The organism is Serratia sp. 1D1416 (genome assembly GCF_003641105.1).
GTDB lineage: Bacteria > Pseudomonadota > Gammaproteobacteria > Enterobacterales > Enterobacteriaceae > Serratia > Serratia ficaria.
The window spans coordinates 4483831-4500026 of record NZ_CP032738.1; the positions used below are offsets into that span (position 1 = coordinate 4483831).

The following is a 16196-nucleotide window of genomic DNA, read 5'->3' on the forward strand; positions in this document are numbered from 1 at the left end:
CGTGCTTTTCCCCCATCCATCCGGTCCAAAAAATGCCCGGCCGCGGTGAGTGAAACCCGCCGCGCCTATACTGTCAAAGAGCGATTTTCGACAACCGGGAGAAGACCGATGCGACTGGACGTACATGCCCACCTGTGGAGCGCGGAGTATCTGGACCTTTTGCAGTCGCTAGGCGTACGGGAGGTTGCCGAGTATCGACAGTTGGGCGCGGGCAGCACCGCGCGCGAACTCGCCGCGCGTTTCGCCCTGCTGGACGCCGCCGATATCGACATGCAAATTCTGTCGGCGACGCCGCTCTCCCCGCACTTCGAAGATGAAAAAACCGCCGTCGACGCGGCGCGGCGGATAAATGACGAATACGCCGCCGTGGTGCAGCAATATCCGCGCCGATTTCGCGCAATCGCCTCCCTGCCGCTGCCGCATATCGACGCCTCTCTGCGCGAGCTGGAGCGTGCGCTCTCCGAACTGGGCATGCTGGGCGCCTGCATCACCACTTCGGTGCTGGGCCTCTCCATCGCCAACCCGCTGTTCGACCCGCTTTATCAGGAGCTCGATCGCCGCAGCAGCGTGCTGGCCCTTCATCCGGCAGGCCGCGGCGCGCTGTCTCCATTGATTGCCGACTATCAGCTGACCTGGGCGATCGGCGCTCCGGTCGAGGATACCGTGGCGGCGATGCACCTCATCGTTAACGGCATCCCTAAACGTTTCCCGCGGATGAAAATCATCGTGCCGCATTTAGGCGGCCTGTTGCCGATGGCGCTGGAACGGATCGATCAAACCCTGGCCTGGGAAGCGCCGAATACCCCCGAACGGCCGAGCCTCGCCGCACAGCGCCTGTGGTACGACACCGTCGGCCATGATCACCCTCCCGCCTTGCGCGCCGCGGTAGACTCGTTCGGCGCCGAACGGCTGCTGTTCGGCACCGATTTCCCGTTCCAGCCAGGGGATTTGTTCCAAACCACGGTGGAGTATATCCGGCGCTCCGGCCTGCCGGAGCCGCAGATCGCCGCCATTCTGGATGGCAATGCGGCCCGGCTGTTTGGCCTGCCAGAGCGCGGCGCGTTCGCTGACGAATAGCACAACGGCCTTCCTTTGATACCCGGCGCATCAAGGCATAGACTTAAATTGCTGTATATAATTACAGTATTATTTGAGGATAAAAAATATGGATACTTGCCCTGACATCGCCACGCTGAGAAGCCGCATACCGACTGCCGCCGGTGAACAGATCGCCGTTGCGGCTTATTATGACGACTGGAGCGCCAACAACCGCCAACCCACCGGCGGCGGCACCTTCGTCGCCAAGGCGCAATCGACCCCCGCTGACGACGGCGGCATGTTTATTCGCCCCAACGCCTCATGGGTCTGGGTGCGTGCGCTCGACGTTGCCGGCACGCTGTCCCCTTATATGTATGGCGCAAAGGGTGACGGCATCAATGATGACACCGCCGCCATTCAACAGGCTCATGACTACGCCAGTTCGCTGGCGTCCCTCAGCGGTTCGCGCATACTGAAAAACGGCAACCTGGTATTTGGCAATGGCCGTTTCAAATGCCTGGCGACGCTGAATCTCAATGTAAAAACGGTCGATTACGATTTCTCCGGCGCCCTGCTGGACTTTTCGGCCCTCGCGCACGGCACCGAGGCGAAACGCATGGCCGCCATCGCATGGCAAAACGGCGCCGGTTATACCCAGGGCAATCTCAGCGCCCGCAATCTGCGCATGATTGGCCCCGGCGCAGACTCATTCGTCGATGGCATGACCTTCTCCACGTCGCTGTCGGAGAGCTATGCGCGCAACTCGCTGACTTTCCAGGGCGGCGCTGTCGAAGGCTTTGCTTACGGCCTGACGGGAACCAGCCATTTCTACTTCCTGCGCATGTACGGCTTTACCTTTAACCACTGTGACATCTGCTACTACTTCCCGAACAACGCCACAGACTCCGGCGAAGAAATGAACTTCCACAGCTGTGTGTTCGCGCAAAGCAACTGCGGCGTAAAACTGCAGGGCGGCTACAGCTATTTCTTCAATTGCTCCTTCGACTATATCTACGGGAAAAATGGCGAACAAACCTCAACCAGTCACGTGGGAAAATACATGCACATCGAGGGCGGGCAGCATATTTTCCGCGATTGCCATGTCGAGGGCTACGGGCCGCAGAATTACATCATGAACGTCCCCGACGATAAAAGTTGCAAAGTTAACGTTATCGGCGGCCTGTTCACCTTCAAAGCCGGCGGCAGTCCATCCACCTACCCGACCACCAGCAACCCTTTTTATGTCGGCAACCTGGCGCGAGTGGTGTTTGAAAAGGTCAATATCGGCCAAATGCAACAAGGCGGCGATGCCAACGTCAGCGGCTGGTTCGACGGCACCGGCTCGGTATCGTTGCACGATACGCAGCTGCCCATCGCCTGGCCGTATCTGCTGACGCAGGTACGTACCGATGCGGCGGTGCAGGACAACTGGCTCGACAGTTCGACCTATACCAGCGGCGCCGGCAATGAAAAATGGACCGAGGAAGTGTGGGTACTGCCGCCGGGCGGCGTCAACACCGTGCGCAAGTCCCGCTATGGTTGGGGTACCGAAAACAGCACCAACTTCAGCATCATTCGGCAAACCGGCTTCGTTTCCCTGGGGCGCAACCTTGCCGCAGGAAGCGGCGTGTTCCAGGCCGTTCTGGGAACCATCAAGTTGAAAGGTTACGGCAGCGTCATTCATCATATTCGCGCCAATACCTATGCCGGAGAGGGGCAAAGCTGTCAGGTCAAAATCGTTTGGGCAAAATTGAGCGAGTTTGGCGCGCAACAGGATGTCGAACCGAAAATCCTGATGCAGCAAACCGGCCATTCGTATACCTATAATTTCAGCGGCAGCGAATCCCAGCTGAAAACCGAAGTTATTCCAGGGCAAATGCAAGGTTACGCCACCCAGCCGCCGTCATTTGAGCGAGCGCCGGATTGGGCTACCCATGCTTTCCTGTTGGTTGACACGACGAAAATGAAGAGCAATTTCGATCTGCGCATTACCGATGTCTATCTGCGACAGGTCTAATCGCCCAACCTTGCCGACAGCCGCGAAATTTCGCGGCTTTTTTACAAAAAAAAGCCAGCACGGAGCGGCTGGCCAAAGGGTTCTTCGAGGGAATATCTTGTCTGGCAAGCATACTCCCGCTCGCCGGCGTTGCTCCATCTATCGCTGCGATAGGCGGCTATTTGGGGTCCAGAATCAACGCCTGCATATCGGTGAACATCGTTTCCCATTCAGCCTGATCGATATCCATTAAGCCAAAGTAACGCAGCATGAAAGCCCCTTCGGTGGCCAGAAAAGCCAGCCGCGCGCGCTTGCCCTCTTCGCTGCGCAGATCCAGCCCGGCGATGCGGCTGCGATACCATGCGCGCGAGCTTTCCAGGTGTTCCGGCGTCTGGATCAACGTCGCCATCAGCCCCGCCGCCTTGGCGCTGGAGGCCTGATCCGAACTGCAGGTCGCCTGCATATGCGCCCTGACGCTGGTGATGGCCGAAGGATCCTCACCGGCAATGGCGTCGAATACCCGGTCGTAAGCCTTGCCCCAGCGATCGAACATCGCATCGATCAGCGCGTCCTTACTGCCGAAGCAATATTGCACCCCGCCTTTGGAGATGCCCATCGCCTTGGCGACGGAATCAATGGTCAGGCCGGCGGCGCCCTGGGTGGCGACTATCTCTTCGGCCACGTCCAGAACCTTGTCGCGATCGATGCTGCGTTGACGCCCCATTGAGAAACCCCTCTTTTCAATACGTACGTATGGATATATATTGGCACCAGTATATCACCCGGCAACCCCGGTGGGTTACTCGCTATGGCGGCGCCACCGCGTCGCCCACATTTGTGGAATATTATTATGCACGCCAATAACCGCTGGTTGATCCTGGCAATGATCTCCAGCGCACTGTTTCTGATTGTCATCGATATGACGGTGTTATACACCGCACTGCCGCGGCTGACCCAGGCGCTGGACGCCGGCGCCTCGCAAAAACTCTGGATCGTCAACGCCTACCCGCTGGTGGTCGCCGGCCTGTTGCCCGGCGCCGGCATGCTGAGCGATCGCATCGGCCATAAGCGGCTGTTTATCTCCGGCCTGCCGGTGTTCGCCGCCGCTTCGCTGTGCGCGGCCTTCTCGCCCAGCGCGGAATGGCTGATCGCCGCGCGGGTGTTCCTCGCCGTGGGCGCGGCGATGATGATGCCGGCGACCCTGTCCATCGTTCGCCACGTGTTTACCGACGATGGCGAACGCGCGCTGGCGATCGGCATCTGGGCGGCGGTCGCGTCCGGCGGCGCGGCCATCGGCCCGGTGGTCGGCGGCCTGCTGCTGGAGTATTTCTGGTGGGGATCGGTATTCCTGATCAACGTGCCGGTGGTATTGCTGGTATTGCCGCTGGCGTGGCGCTTGATCCCGCACTGCGGGGGAGACAATCCGCGCCCTTACGACATTGTCGGTTCGGTGCAAATCATGGCCGGACTGGTGGGCGCTATCTACGCCCTGAAAGAGTTGAGCAAGCCGGCGCCCTCTTTCGGCGCCCTGGCGATGGCCGCCATCATCGGCGTGCTGTTTCTCACCCTGTTCGTGCGCCGCCAACTGCGCAGCGACAGCCCGATGATCGACTTTTCGCTGTTCCGCAACCCGCTGTTCGCCGGCGGCGTTGGGGTCGCGTTGCTGTCGATGGTGGCGTTGATCGGCGTCGAGCTGGTGTTGAGCCAACGCCTGCAGCTGGTATTGGGCCTGAGCCCCTTGCAGGCGGCGCTGTTCATTTTGCCTATCCCGCTGGCCTCGGCGCTGGCCGCCCCCATGGCCGGCCTGCTGCTGCCGCGCTATGGCGAACGCCGCATCATCCTCGGCGGTTTTATGCTGACCGCGCTCGGCATCGCCGGGTTGGCGGCGCTGTACCAAAGCGGCCTGGCGCTGCAGCTGGCTTGCCTGTTTATCAGCGGGTTCGGGCTGGGCGGCGCAATCACCTCCGCGTCTACCGCCATCATGCTAAGCGCGCCGGAGGAGAAATCCGGCATGGCGGCGTCGATTGAGGATGTGTCCTATGAACTGGGCGGCGTATTGGGCATCACGCTGCTCGGCGGATTGATGACGGCGGTTTACAGCCACAGCCTGGCGTTGCCGGCCGATCTGGCGGTGGGAAACCTGGCCTATGACAGCATCGACGAAGCGCTGCGGCTGGCCGCCGGTCTGGCGGCCGATCGAGCGCAGCAATTGACCCAATTGGCGCGTCAGGCCTTCGACCAGGCGTTTATTGCCGTATTAATCGCCGCGGCGTCATTAATGGCGCTGGGCGCCGGCGCGGTCAAATTGGCATTGCGCAAATAAGCGGCAAAACCGACTTTTGCCGTTAACAGATCCTGCGTAAACTGATTGGGCAATTTGCTTCACGGATTTATCGCCATTGGTTTTAGCGATGGCAATGATGCTTTAAATCGCATTTAACCCTGCGATAAATCCGGTTACTGTGTGTGTTATGGAAACTATCCTGTCTACCCTCGGAACGAATAATCAGGAGAAGATTATTATGGCAACGGCGAAGAAAGCGACCAAGACCCATATCGGCCTCGACAGTAAACAATCGGCAAAGCTGGCCGAAGCGCTGAACGCGCTGCTGGCGAATTACCAGGTGTTATATATGAACGTGCGCGGCTACCACTGGAATATTAGCGGCCCGCATTTCTTTGAGCTGCACGTTAAATTCGAAGAGACCTATAACGATCTGCTGACCAAGGTGGATGAGCTGGCGGAGCGTATTCTGACGCTGGGTTCACAGCCGCGGCATGCATACAGCGACTATTTGAAAACCGCCGATATCAAGGAGGACACCAACGTGACCGACGATAAAGGCACGCTGGGCGGCTTGCTGGGCGGTTATTCGGTACTGCTGCAGCAACAGCGCGCGCTGCTGGCGCTGGCCGCCGACGCGGGCGATGAAGGCACCGCTTCGCTGATGAGCGACTACATCAAGGAGCAGGAAAAACAGGTTTGGATGCTCAACGCCTACCTGGGCAAATAATTCCTGCCGCCATGATAAAACAGTCCCTGACGGGACTGTTTTCGTTTTACCATTCGCAGGAAACCACGAACAGCAGCGAGCGCCGGTGCTGGTCGTCCAGCCGGCGGCGCACCCGGATGATATGCCGGTTGCTGCACGACTGGCGCTCCAGCCAACGATGCCTGCGGCGCTGGCTCTGCCGCAACATCCGCCAGCGGCCCACTTCGTTTCTACTGCGTCTCATAATTTCATCACTCGTCCGTCAAATGCCAACCGCGGGCATTATAGCCCTTTCCGCCGGCGATCCAAGTCGCCGTCGCTGCGGCCGCTGCCGGGCAAGCGTCCGAAAAGCCACATTTTATTTTCAGCAAGTGCCTTAACTTCATCATATTTATGCAACATAAGCGCCGATAAAAGGTTTCCCCTTTATCAATCTGTGCGTACACTCTTCGTTGGTGGTTTGCGAACGGGATTTTTCGCCTTTATGACAACATTTTATACTGTAATCAGTTGGCTCATGGTGTTCGGTTACTGGCTGCTTATCGCCGGGGTGACGCTGCGCATTCTGATGAAACGCCGCACCGTGCCTTCGGCCATGGCCTGGCTGCTGGTTATCTATATTCTGCCGCTGTTCGGCATCGTCGCCTATTTATCCTTTGGCGAACTGCATTTGGGCAAGCGGCGCGCCGAGCGCGCCAAGGCGATGTGGCCTTCCACCGCCCGCTGGCTGAACGAACTGAAGGAAAGCCGCAGGATCTTCGCCACCGAATACAGCGAGGTCGCCAGACCGCTGTTCCAGCTGTGCGATCGCCGGCAAGGCATCGACGGCGTCAAGGGCAACCAGCTCCAACTGCTCACCACCACCGATGACACCCTGAAGGCGCTGATCCGCGACATCGAGCTGGCCCGCCACAATATCGAGATGGTGTTCTATATCTGGCAGCCGGGCGGCCTGGTCGATCAGGTGGCCGAATCGCTGATGGCCGCCGCACGGCGCGGCGTGCACTGCCGCCTGATGCTGGATTCCGCCGGCAGCCTGCAGTTTTTCCGCAGCCCCTACCCGGGAATGATGCGCAATGCCGGCATCGAAGTGGTCGAAGCGCTGAAGGTGAATCTGTTCCGCGTGTTCCTGCGCCGCATGGATTTGCGCCAGCACCGCAAGGTGGTGCTGATCGACAACTACATCGCCTACACCGGCAGCATGAACATGGTCGACCCGCGTTACTTTAAACAGGACGCCGGCGTCGGCCAGTGGATTGACCTGATGGCGCGCATGGAAGGCCCGGTGGCCACCACCATGGGCATCGTCTACGCCTGCGACTGGGAGATAGAAACCGGCAAGCGCATTCTGCCGCCGCCGCCGGACGTCAATATCATGCCGTTCGAGCAGGAAAGCGGCCATACCATTCAGGTAATCGCCTCCGGTCCGGGCTTCCCGGAGGAGATGATCCACCAGGCGCTGCTGACCGCGGTCTATTCCGCCCGCGAACAGTTGATCATGACCACCCCCTACTTCGTGCCGAGCGACGATCTGCTGCACGCCATCTGCACCGCCGCCCTGCGCGGCGTAGAGGTCAGCATCATCGTGCCGCGCGACAACGACTCCATGATGGTGCGCTGGGCCAGCCGGGCGTTCTTCTCCGAGCTGCTGGAGGCCGGGGTCAACATCTACCAGTTCGAAGGCGGCCTGCTGCATACCAAGAGCGTATTGGTCGACGGCCAGCTCAGCCTGGTCGGCACCGTCAACCTCGACATGCGCAGCCTGTGGCTCAACTTCGAGATCACGCTGGTGATCGACGACGACGGCTTCGGCAGCGATCTGGCCTGCGTGCAGGAAGACTATATCGCCCGTTCGCAGCTGCTGGACGCCAAGGAGTGGCTGAAACGGCCATACTGGCACCGCCTGCTCGAGCGGCTGTTCTACTTTTTCAGCCCGCTGCTGTAAAAGCCGCGGCGAGCGTGCTTTAATAACGCCAAATCATTTGTTATCAGGATTTTTTTATGGATTTGAATAACCGCCTTACCGAAGACGAAACGCTGGAACAGGCCTACGACATTTTCCTGGAGTTGGCCGGCGACAATCTGGATCCGGCGGATATTCTGCTGTTCAACCTGCAGTTTGAGGAACGCGGCGGCGCCGAGCTGTACGACCCGGCCGAAGACTGGCAGGAACATGTGGATTTCGATCTGAACCCGGACTTCTTCGCCGAAGTGGTGATTGGCCTGGCGGACAGCGACGGCGAACCGATCAACGACGTGTTCGCCCGGGTGCTGCTGTGCCGCGAGAAAGACCACAAGCTGTGCCACATTTTGTGGAAAGAGTGAGTTTCCGCTCCGCCGGATAAAAAAAGCCCCGCTGAATCAGCGGGGCTTTTTGTTGGCATAAACCCTAAACGCTATAAAGGGTCGACCTTGAGGCAGGATACCGCATGGCGGAAGCTGCCTTCCAGCAACGGACGCGTTTTGGCGCACTCCGGCCCGGCTATCGGGCAGCGGGTGCGGAATACGCAGCCCGACGGCGGGTTGATCGGCGAAGGCAGTTCCCCTTCCAGCAACTGGATCCGCTTTTCCTTTTCCTTGTCCGGATCGGGGATCGGCACCGCCGACATCAGCGCCTTGGTGTAAGGATGCTGCGGGTTGTGGTACACCTCGTCATAGGTGCCCAGCTCCACCGCATGCCCCAGATACATCACCAGCACGCGATCGGAAATGTGCTTCACCACCGCCAGGTCGTGGGCGATGAAGATCAGCGACAGCCCCATCTCGCGCTGCAGCTGCTGCAGCAGGTTGACCACCTGCGCCTGAATCGATACGTCCAGCGCCGAGACCGGTTCGTCGCAGATCACCAGCTTCGGCTCGAGGATCAGCGCGCGCGCGATGCCGATACGCTGGCATTGGCCGCCGGAGAACTCGTGCGGGTAGCGGTTGATCAGGTTAGGCAGTAACCCGACCTTCAGCATCATCGCCTTAACCTTGTCTTTCACTTCCTGGCGCGGCATTTTCGGGTAGTAGGTGCGCAGCGGTTCGGCGATGATTTCGCCGATGGTCATGCGCGGGTTCAGCGAGGCCAGCGGATCCTGGAAGATCATCTGGATATCGCTGCGGGTCTTGCGCCAGTCGGCGTCGTTCATGCCGAGCAGGTCTTTGCCCAACCAGGCGACGCGGCCGCTGGTGGCCTTCACCAGGCCGATAATGGCGCGGGCGAAGGTCGACTTGCCGCAGCCGGACTCGCCGACCACGCCCAGCGTTTCGCCCTCGAACAGCCGCAGCGTCACGCCGTCGACCGCCTTCAGGGTTTTCGCCGGCTGCCAGAACCACTGTTTGTCATCATGAATGTCGAAGTGCACTTTCAGATCGGCCACTTCGAGCAGCACTTTCTTGTCGGTTACCGCTGTCATACCAACGCCTCCACCGGTTTAAAGCAGGCGCGCAGGCGCCCTTCACCAAACTGCTCCAACGGCGGAGCGCTCGCGCATTGCTCCATCGCGTACGGGCAACGCGGTTGGAACGGGCAGCCTTTCGGCAAACGCAACAGGTTCGGCGGGTTGCCGGGGATGGTCATCAACGCCTCGCCTTCGGCGTCCAGGCGCGGCACCGCGTTCAGCAGGCCGATCGAGTACGGGTGGCTCGGATGATAGAACACGTCGCGCGCGCTGCCGTACTCCATGGTGCGGCCGGCATACATCACCAGCACCTTGTTGCAGATGCCGGCGACCACCCCCAGATCGTGGGTGATCATGATAATGGCGGTGTTGAACTCGCGCTTCAGCTCATTCAACAGCGTCATGATCTGCGCCTGTACGGTCACGTCCAGCGCGGTGGTCGGTTCGTCGGCGATCAGCAGCTTGGGCCGGCACAGCAGCGCCATGGCGATCATCACGCGCTGGCGCATGCCGCCGGAGAACTCGTGCGGGTACATGCGCATGCGCTTGCGCGCCTCCGGCATTTTTACCGCATCGAGCATGCGCACCGACTCTTCAAAGGCTTCGCTCTTGCTCATCTTTTTATGCAGCATCAGCACTTCCATCAGCTGCTCGCCGACGCGCATATAGGGATTGAGCGAGGTCATCGGATCCTGGAAAATCATCGAGATCTCTTCCGCCCGCAGCTTGTTGAGCTGGTTTTCCGGCAGGTTGAGGATCTCGCGGCCGTTAAACCTGGCCGAACCGCCGATGCGGCCGTTGCTGGCCAGCAGCCCCATCAGCGCGAAGGCGGTCTGGGATTTGCCGGAGCCGGATTCGCCGACGATGCCCAGCGTTTCGCCGGCGCGCAGGTCGAAGTTCAGATCGTTCACCGCCGTGACGTCGCCGTCCGGGGTGCCGAAGGTCACGCGCAGGTCTTTTACATCCAACAACAGCGAAGATTTGGCGCCGACGCTGCTTTGCAACTGCGGATTTTCAATGGTGCTCATGATTGCACTCCTTAACGATCTTTCGGGTCGAGGGCGTCGCGCAGGCCATCGCCGATAAAGTTGAAACAGAACAGAGTGACAACCAGGAAACCCGCCGGGAACAGCAGCAACCACGGTGAAACTTCCATCGAGTTGGCGCCGTCGCTGAGCAATGCGCCCCAGCTGCTTAACGGCTCTTGCGTACCCAGCCCCAGGAAGCTGAGGAAGGACTCGAACAGGATCATGCTCGGCACCAGCAGCGAGGCGTAGACCACCACCACGCCCAGCACGTTCGGCACGATATGCCGCAGCACGATGTTGCGCGTAGAAACCCCGCACACCAGCGCCGCTTCGATGAACTCCTTGCGTTTCAGGCTCAGCGTTTGCCCGCGCACGATACGCGCCATGTCCAGCCACGACACCATGCCTATCGCCACAAAGATCAGCAGGATGTTTTGGCCGAAGAAGGTCACCAGCAGGATCACGAAGAACATGAACGGGAAGGAGTTGAGGATCTCCAGCAAACGCATCATCACCGAATCGGTCTTGCCGCCCAGATAGCCGGACATTGCGCCGTACAGGGTGCCGACGATCACCGCCACCAGCGCCGCCGCCACGCCGACCATCAGCGAGATGCGCCCGCCGATGGCCACGCGCACCAGCAGGTCGCGGCCGGAGGAATCGGTGCCGAAGTAGTGCGCGGATTCGAGGCTCGGCGCGGCCGACATCATCGCCCAGTCGGTATCGTCATAGGCGAACTGCGACAGCCAGGGCGCCACAATCACGAACAGGGTGATCAACGCCAGCACAAACAGGCTGCTGACCGCCGCGCGGTTGTGCACAAAGCGCCGGCGCGCATCCTGCCACAGGCTGCGCCCTTCCACTTCCAGCTTTTCGCTGAAGTGTTCCAGAGCTTCGCTGTTCTTTTTGGTCAACATCATTCGCGTGCTCCAGATTAATAACGAATTTTCGGATCGATAACGGCGTACAGCACGTCGACGATCGCGTTAAACAAGATGGTCAGGCCGCCGACCAGAATGGTCAGGCTCAGCACCAGGGAATAGTCGCGGTTCAGCGCGCCGTTCACGAACAGCTGGCCGATGCCCGGCAGGCCGTAAATGGTTTCGATCACCATCGAACCGGTGATGATGCCGACAAACGCCGGGCCCATATAGGACAACACCGGCAACAGCGCCGGCTTCAGCGCGTGGCGGAAGATGATGCGACGCATCGGCAGGCCTTTGGCGCGCGCGGTGCGGATAAAGTTGGAGTGCAGCACCTCGATCATCGAACCGCGGGTAATGCGGGCGATGCTGGCGATATAGGCCAACGACAGCGCCACCATCGGCAAAATGATGAACTTCGGCGCCCCGCCGTTCCAGCCGCCGCCCGGCAGCCATTTCAGCGTAATGGCGAAGATCAGCACCAGCAGCGGCGCCACCACGAAGCTGGGGATCACCACCCCGGTCATGGCGAACCCCATCACCGTATAGTCCCATTTGGTATTTTGATTCAGCGCGGCAATCACGCCGGCGCTGACGCCCAGCACCACCGCCAGCAGGAACGCGGCCAGGCCGAGTTTGGCGGACACCGGGAAGGAGGAGGCCACCAGATCGTTGACCGAATAGTCCTTGTATTTGAATGACGGGCCAAAATCGCCTTTCGACAGCTGGGCTAAATAGTGACCGTACTGTTTCCAGATAGGATCGTTCAAATGATATTTGGCTTCGATATTCGCCATCACTTCCGGCGGCAATGCGCGCTCGCCGGTAAATGGGCTGCCCGGCGCCAAACGCATCATAAAGAAGGAGATGGTAATAAGGATAAATAGTGTCGGGATCGCTTCCAATAAGCGACGAAGTATAAATTTAAGCATTGCCCTAACCCTGTGCTACAGCCTGATGACGGCTTATTATTATCAACATGGAGCGGCGACTCATGTCGCCGCTCCTTACCGTATCAATGCTTGATGATGTACAGGTTTTTGTCGTACACGTTATCAAGCGGGTCTTTACCGGTATACCCCCCACGTAAGGTTTCACCAGACGGGCATTCACATAATAATAAACAGGCACGATGGCCGAGTCTTTATCCAACTGAACTTCCGCTTTCTGATACAGCCCCGCACGTTCCTCTTTGGTTTTCGCCGTCAACACGTTAGCCATCAGCTTGTCGAACTCGGCGCTCTTATAGTGCGGGGTGTTACTACTGCTGTCAGACAGCATCATGTTCAGGAATGAACTTGGTTCGTTGTAGTCTGCACACCAGCCCGCGCGCGCCACGTCATAGGTGCCCTGATGACGGGTATCCAGGAAAGTTTTCCACTCCTGGTTCACCAGCTTCACCTCCACGCCCAGATTTTTCTTCCAAATGGAAGCGGCGGCGATCGCCAGCTTTTTGTGCAGGTCGGAGGTGTTGTACAACAGCGAGAAGGTCAGCGGCTTGCCTGGGCCATAGCCGGCATCAGCCAACAACTTTTTCGCCACTTCGTTGCGTTTTTCCTGCGTCCAGCCAAACCACTCCGGCGGGGTCAGCTTGGCGCCGTCAGTATACGGCGGCGTGAAGCTATAGGCCGGCAGGTCGCCCTGGTTCTTCACTTTATTGGTGATGATGTCGCGATCTAACCCCAGCTTCAACGCTTCACGCACGCGCGCATCGGTAAACGGCGCTTTCTGGTTGTTGATCTCGTAATAATAAGTACAGAGGTAAGGATCGACATGAACCTCTTTCGGGATCTCTTTCTTCAGCTTCTGGAACAGTTCGATCGGCATGTTGTTGTAGGTCATGTCGATTTCGCCGGTGCGGTAACGGTTAACGTCGGTCACTTCCGATGAAATTGGCAGGAACGTCACTTTATTGATGATAGTTTTGGCGTTATCCCAGTATTCCGGGTTACGTTCCAGCACGATACGTTCGTTAACCACCCAGTCTTTCAGCTTGTAAGCGCCGTTGCTGACATAGTTCGCAGGCAGAGTCCACTTCTCGCCGAACTTCTCTACGGCGTCTTTGTACACCGGCTTCATCGCGTAGTGCGGGGTCATTTCCACCAGATACGGCACCGGCTCAGTCAGCGTGACCTGGAAGGTATGATCGTCGATGGCTTTCACGCCCAGAGTCGACTTGTCTTTCTTGCCGGCGATGACGTCATCGACGTTTTCCACATGGGCATACTGCAGATAGCTGGCGTAAGGCGAAGCGGTTTTCGGGTCCACTACGCGCTGCCAGCTATAGACAAAATCTTGCGCCGTTACCGGCTTGCCGTTCGACCATTTCGCATCTTTACGCAGGTGGAAGGTCCACACTTTAAAATCTTTGTTGTCCCAGCTTTCCGCCACGCCCGGGACGATGGAGCCATCCACGCTGTTGTTGGCCAGGCCCTCCATCAAATCGCGGGTAACGTTGTTTTCCGGCACGCCTTCAATCTTGTGTGGGTCCAGCGACTGCACTTCAGAACCGTTGTTTTTAACGATCTCTTGCTTGTCTGCCAGTTGCACGCCCGCCGGCACGTCGGCCGCCCAGGCACTGCCGGTTGCCGTGATGCCGAGCGCGGCAATAATGCCGGCGGCGAGGAGGTTTTTCTTCGTGATGTTGGTCATGGTTATACTCCAGTTTTTATTATCACAGGCTCGTCGTGGAGCCTGCGTTGCCCGTGAGCGGACCTCGTGATGCCGGCGCTGCGGAACGAATGCGGCAACCGGCCTTCCCTGTATTACCCACCGTCGTTGTGTGAGGCAATACCCCTTTACTGCTTGATGATGTACAGATTTTTTACGTCGGTGTAGTCCAGCGGATCTTTGCCGGTGAAGCCGCCTACCCTCGGTTTTATCAGACGGGCGCTGATGCGGTAATACACCGGGATCAGCGCCGAATCCTTGTCCAGCCGGGCCTCGGCCTGCTGGTAAAGCGCGGCGCGCGCGGCCTCATCCGGCGCCTTGAGCGTGGCGGCCATGATGGCGTCGAACGCCGGGCTGTTGTAGAAGATGGTGTTGATGCTGCTGTTGGAGAGCACCAGGTTCAGGAAGGCGCTGGGTTCGTTGTAATCGCCGCACCAGGTGGCGCGCGCGACGTCGTACTGGCCCTGATGGCGGCTTTCCAGCGACGTTTTCCACTCCTGATTGCGCAGCGTGACGTCGGCGCCAAGGTTCTTCTTCCACATAGACGCGGCGGCTATCGCCTGCTGTTTGTTCTGATCGGAGGTGTTGTACAGCAACGAGAATTTCAGCGGTTTGGCGTCGCTGTAGCCGGCCTCGGCCAGCAGTTTTTTGGCGGCGGCGTTGCGCTGCTCCTGGCTCCAGCCGGCCCATTCAGGCTGGGTGAATGTGGCGCCCTCGGTAAAGGTCGGCGTAAAGCTGTAGGCCGGGATCTGTCCCTGCCCCATGATTTTGTTGGCGATGATGTCGCGGTCCAGCGTTAACTTCACCGCCTCGCGCACCCGCGCGTCGGTAAAAGGCGCTTTCCGGTTGTTGATCTCGTAATAGAAGGTGCACAGGTACGGGTTGACGTGCAGCTGCTCGGGAATTTCGCGCTTCATCTTGGCGTACAGATTCGGCGGAATGGCGCTGTTGGTGATGTCGATTTCACCGCTGCGGAAGCGGTTGACGTCGCTGACCTCGGACGCTATCGGCAGGAAGGTCGCCTGGTTGACGACGGTTTTCTTGTTGTTCCAGTAGCTCGGGCTGCGCTCCAGCACCAGGCGCTCATTCACCACCCACTCTTTCAGGCGGTAGGCGCCATTGCCGACGAAGTTGGCCGGCAGCGTCCACTTGTCGCCAAACTTCTCCACCACCGAACGTTTCACCGGTTTCAGCGAGGTATGGCTCAGCATGTTGACAAAGTAAGGCACCGGCTCGCTCAGCGTCACCTGCAGCGTGACGTCATCCACGGCCTTCACGCCAAGCGTCTGCGGGCTTTTCTTGCCGGTCAGGATATCGTCGATATTTTCAATTTTGGCGTACTGCAGATAGCTGGCGTAAGGCGAGGCGATGTTGGGATCGACCAGGCGCTGCCAACTGTAGACGAAATCCTGCGCGGTCACCGGCGAACCGTCGCTCCACACCGCGTCGGGGCGCAGATGGAAGGTCCAGTTGCGGTAATCCTTATTTTCCCAGCTGACGGCCACCGCCGGCACCAGATGCCCGTTGGCGTCGGTGCTGACCAGCCCTTCCAGCAGGTTAAGAATGACATTGCTTTCCGGTACGCCCTCGACCTTATGCGGATCCAATGAGGCCACTTCGCTGCCGTTATTGATTACGATGTTCTGTTGCCGGGCTAATTGCACCCCGGCCGGCACGTCGGCCGCCTGAACGGAATTAATCAGGCCGCCGCACAGCGCGCCGCCAATCAACAAGGCCAAAGATGTGCGCTTCATGGTTTGCTGCATAGTCGAGGCTCCTTTTCACCAACAAGCATTGCTTATCGATCTTTGTGAAGTGTTTATAAGAATTCTAAATAAACGGATACCAGCAAAAATCATTCCCGTTTTCATGGCGCATTGCAGTTAATTGACCGCGAGAAAGTTGCTCGGAAATTAGCAGAAGCCAAATTCCATAGCCAATAAATTTTACGAAAATGTTAAGCAATTCTCTTTTATTGACCGAACCCCGCTCGCCAGCCCCGTAGTCCGCCGGATGAAGGAAGAAGTCACTACATTGATTTATATGAAAAAATCAGACAAATCAATCTAAAGTCGGCCACGATATTTGCCAAGCGGCAAAACAAAGAAACATTCAGTTAACAAAGCAGGCGTTCAAAGAACAAACACCTGCTTATAGGCTGTTAA

General features: G+C 58.6%; 13 protein-coding genes and 1 pseudogene. 6 read left to right on the plus strand and 8 right to left on the minus strand.

The features are described from left to right. Window positions 1–108: 108 nt before the first annotated feature. A complete protein-coding gene (locus D7I37_RS21655) occupies window positions 109–1077 on the plus strand; it encodes an amidohydrolase family protein (RefSeq protein ID WP_129544347.1) in 969 nt (322 codons plus the stop codon). Between the two features lie 88 nt (window positions 1078–1165). Continuing rightward, a complete protein-coding gene (locus tag D7I37_RS21660) occupies window positions 1166–3055 on the plus strand; it encodes a hypothetical protein (protein ID WP_129544348.1) in 1890 nt (629 codons plus the stop codon). A gap of 157 nt (window positions 3056–3212) precedes the next feature. Here the strand turns inward: D7I37_RS21660 and D7I37_RS21665 are convergent, their stop codons facing one another. Then, on the minus strand, window positions 3213–3758 hold the full coding sequence (locus tag D7I37_RS21665) for a TetR/AcrR family transcriptional regulator (RefSeq protein WP_061794476.1): 546 nt from the start codon (window positions 3756–3758) through the stop codon (window positions 3213–3215). Window positions 3759–3884: 126 nt separating this feature from the next. Between D7I37_RS21665 and D7I37_RS21670 the strand changes: the two genes are divergently transcribed. Both D7I37_RS21670 and D7I37_RS21675 read left to right on the plus strand, forming a co-directional pair. Next, complete coding sequence (locus D7I37_RS21670; protein ID WP_129544349.1) at window positions 3885–5357, plus strand: MFS transporter; 1473 nt, start codon at window positions 3885–3887, stop codon at window positions 5355–5357. Between the two features lie 199 nt (window positions 5358–5556). After that, complete coding sequence (locus D7I37_RS21675) at window positions 5557–6048, plus strand: Dps family protein (RefSeq protein ID WP_061794478.1); 492 nt, start codon at window positions 5557–5559, stop codon at window positions 6046–6048. Between the two features lie 46 nt (window positions 6049–6094). Here D7I37_RS21675 and D7I37_RS21680 read toward each other — a convergent pair whose 3' ends face one another. Then, complete coding sequence (locus D7I37_RS21680) at window positions 6095–6271, minus strand: YciY family protein (protein ID WP_073970208.1); 177 nt, start codon at window positions 6269–6271, stop codon at window positions 6095–6097. A gap of 240 nt (window positions 6272–6511) precedes the next feature. Between D7I37_RS21680 and cls the strand changes: the two genes are divergently transcribed. Together cls and D7I37_RS21690 are read left to right on the plus strand one after the other, a co-directional pair. Further along, window positions 6512–7972 carry a cardiolipin synthase gene (gene cls, locus D7I37_RS21685; RefSeq protein WP_061794480.1) on the plus strand — a complete coding sequence of 487 codons (1461 nt, stop codon included), beginning with the start codon at window positions 6512–6514 and terminating at the stop codon, window positions 7970–7972. 56 nt (window positions 7973–8028) lie between these two features. Beyond that, complete coding sequence (locus D7I37_RS21690; protein WP_061794481.1) at window positions 8029–8352, plus strand: HI1450 family dsDNA-mimic protein; 324 nt, start codon at window positions 8029–8031, stop codon at window positions 8350–8352. A 71-nt stretch (window positions 8353–8423) separates the two neighbouring features. Here D7I37_RS21690 and oppF read toward each other — a convergent pair whose 3' ends face one another. From oppF to D7I37_RS21720, 6 genes and pseudogenes are all read right to left on the minus strand, one after another. After that, complete coding sequence (oppF, locus tag D7I37_RS21695) at window positions 8424–9425, minus strand: murein tripeptide/oligopeptide ABC transporter ATP binding protein OppF (RefSeq protein WP_061794482.1); 1002 nt, start codon at window positions 9423–9425, stop codon at window positions 8424–8426. Then, a complete protein-coding gene (locus D7I37_RS21700; RefSeq protein WP_061794483.1) occupies window positions 9422–10438 on the minus strand; it encodes an ABC transporter ATP-binding protein in 1017 nt (338 codons plus the stop codon). The genes oppF and D7I37_RS21700 overlap by 4 nt, the downstream gene beginning before the upstream one ends. A gap of 11 nt (window positions 10439–10449) precedes the next feature. Beyond that, window positions 10450–11358 carry an oligopeptide ABC transporter permease OppC gene (gene oppC / locus D7I37_RS21705; protein ID WP_006321181.1) on the minus strand — a complete coding sequence of 303 codons (909 nt, stop codon included), beginning with the start codon at window positions 11356–11358 and terminating at the stop codon, window positions 10450–10452. Between the two features lie 14 nt (window positions 11359–11372). Further along, window positions 11373–12293, minus strand: coding sequence for an oligopeptide ABC transporter permease OppB (oppB, locus tag D7I37_RS21710; RefSeq protein ID WP_061794484.1), 921 nt, complete (start codon window positions 12291–12293; stop codon window positions 11373–11375). An 83-nt stretch (window positions 12294–12376) separates the two neighbouring features. Next, a pseudogene (gene oppA / locus D7I37_RS21715) lies at window positions 12377–14013 on the minus strand (oligopeptide ABC transporter substrate-binding protein OppA). Between the two features lie 146 nt (window positions 14014–14159). Further along, window positions 14160–15797: an ABC transporter substrate-binding protein gene (locus tag D7I37_RS21720; RefSeq protein WP_095097818.1), complete on the minus strand. Its 1638-nt coding sequence runs from the start codon at window positions 15795–15797 to the stop codon at window positions 14160–14162. Window positions 15798–16196: the final 399 nt, after the last annotated feature.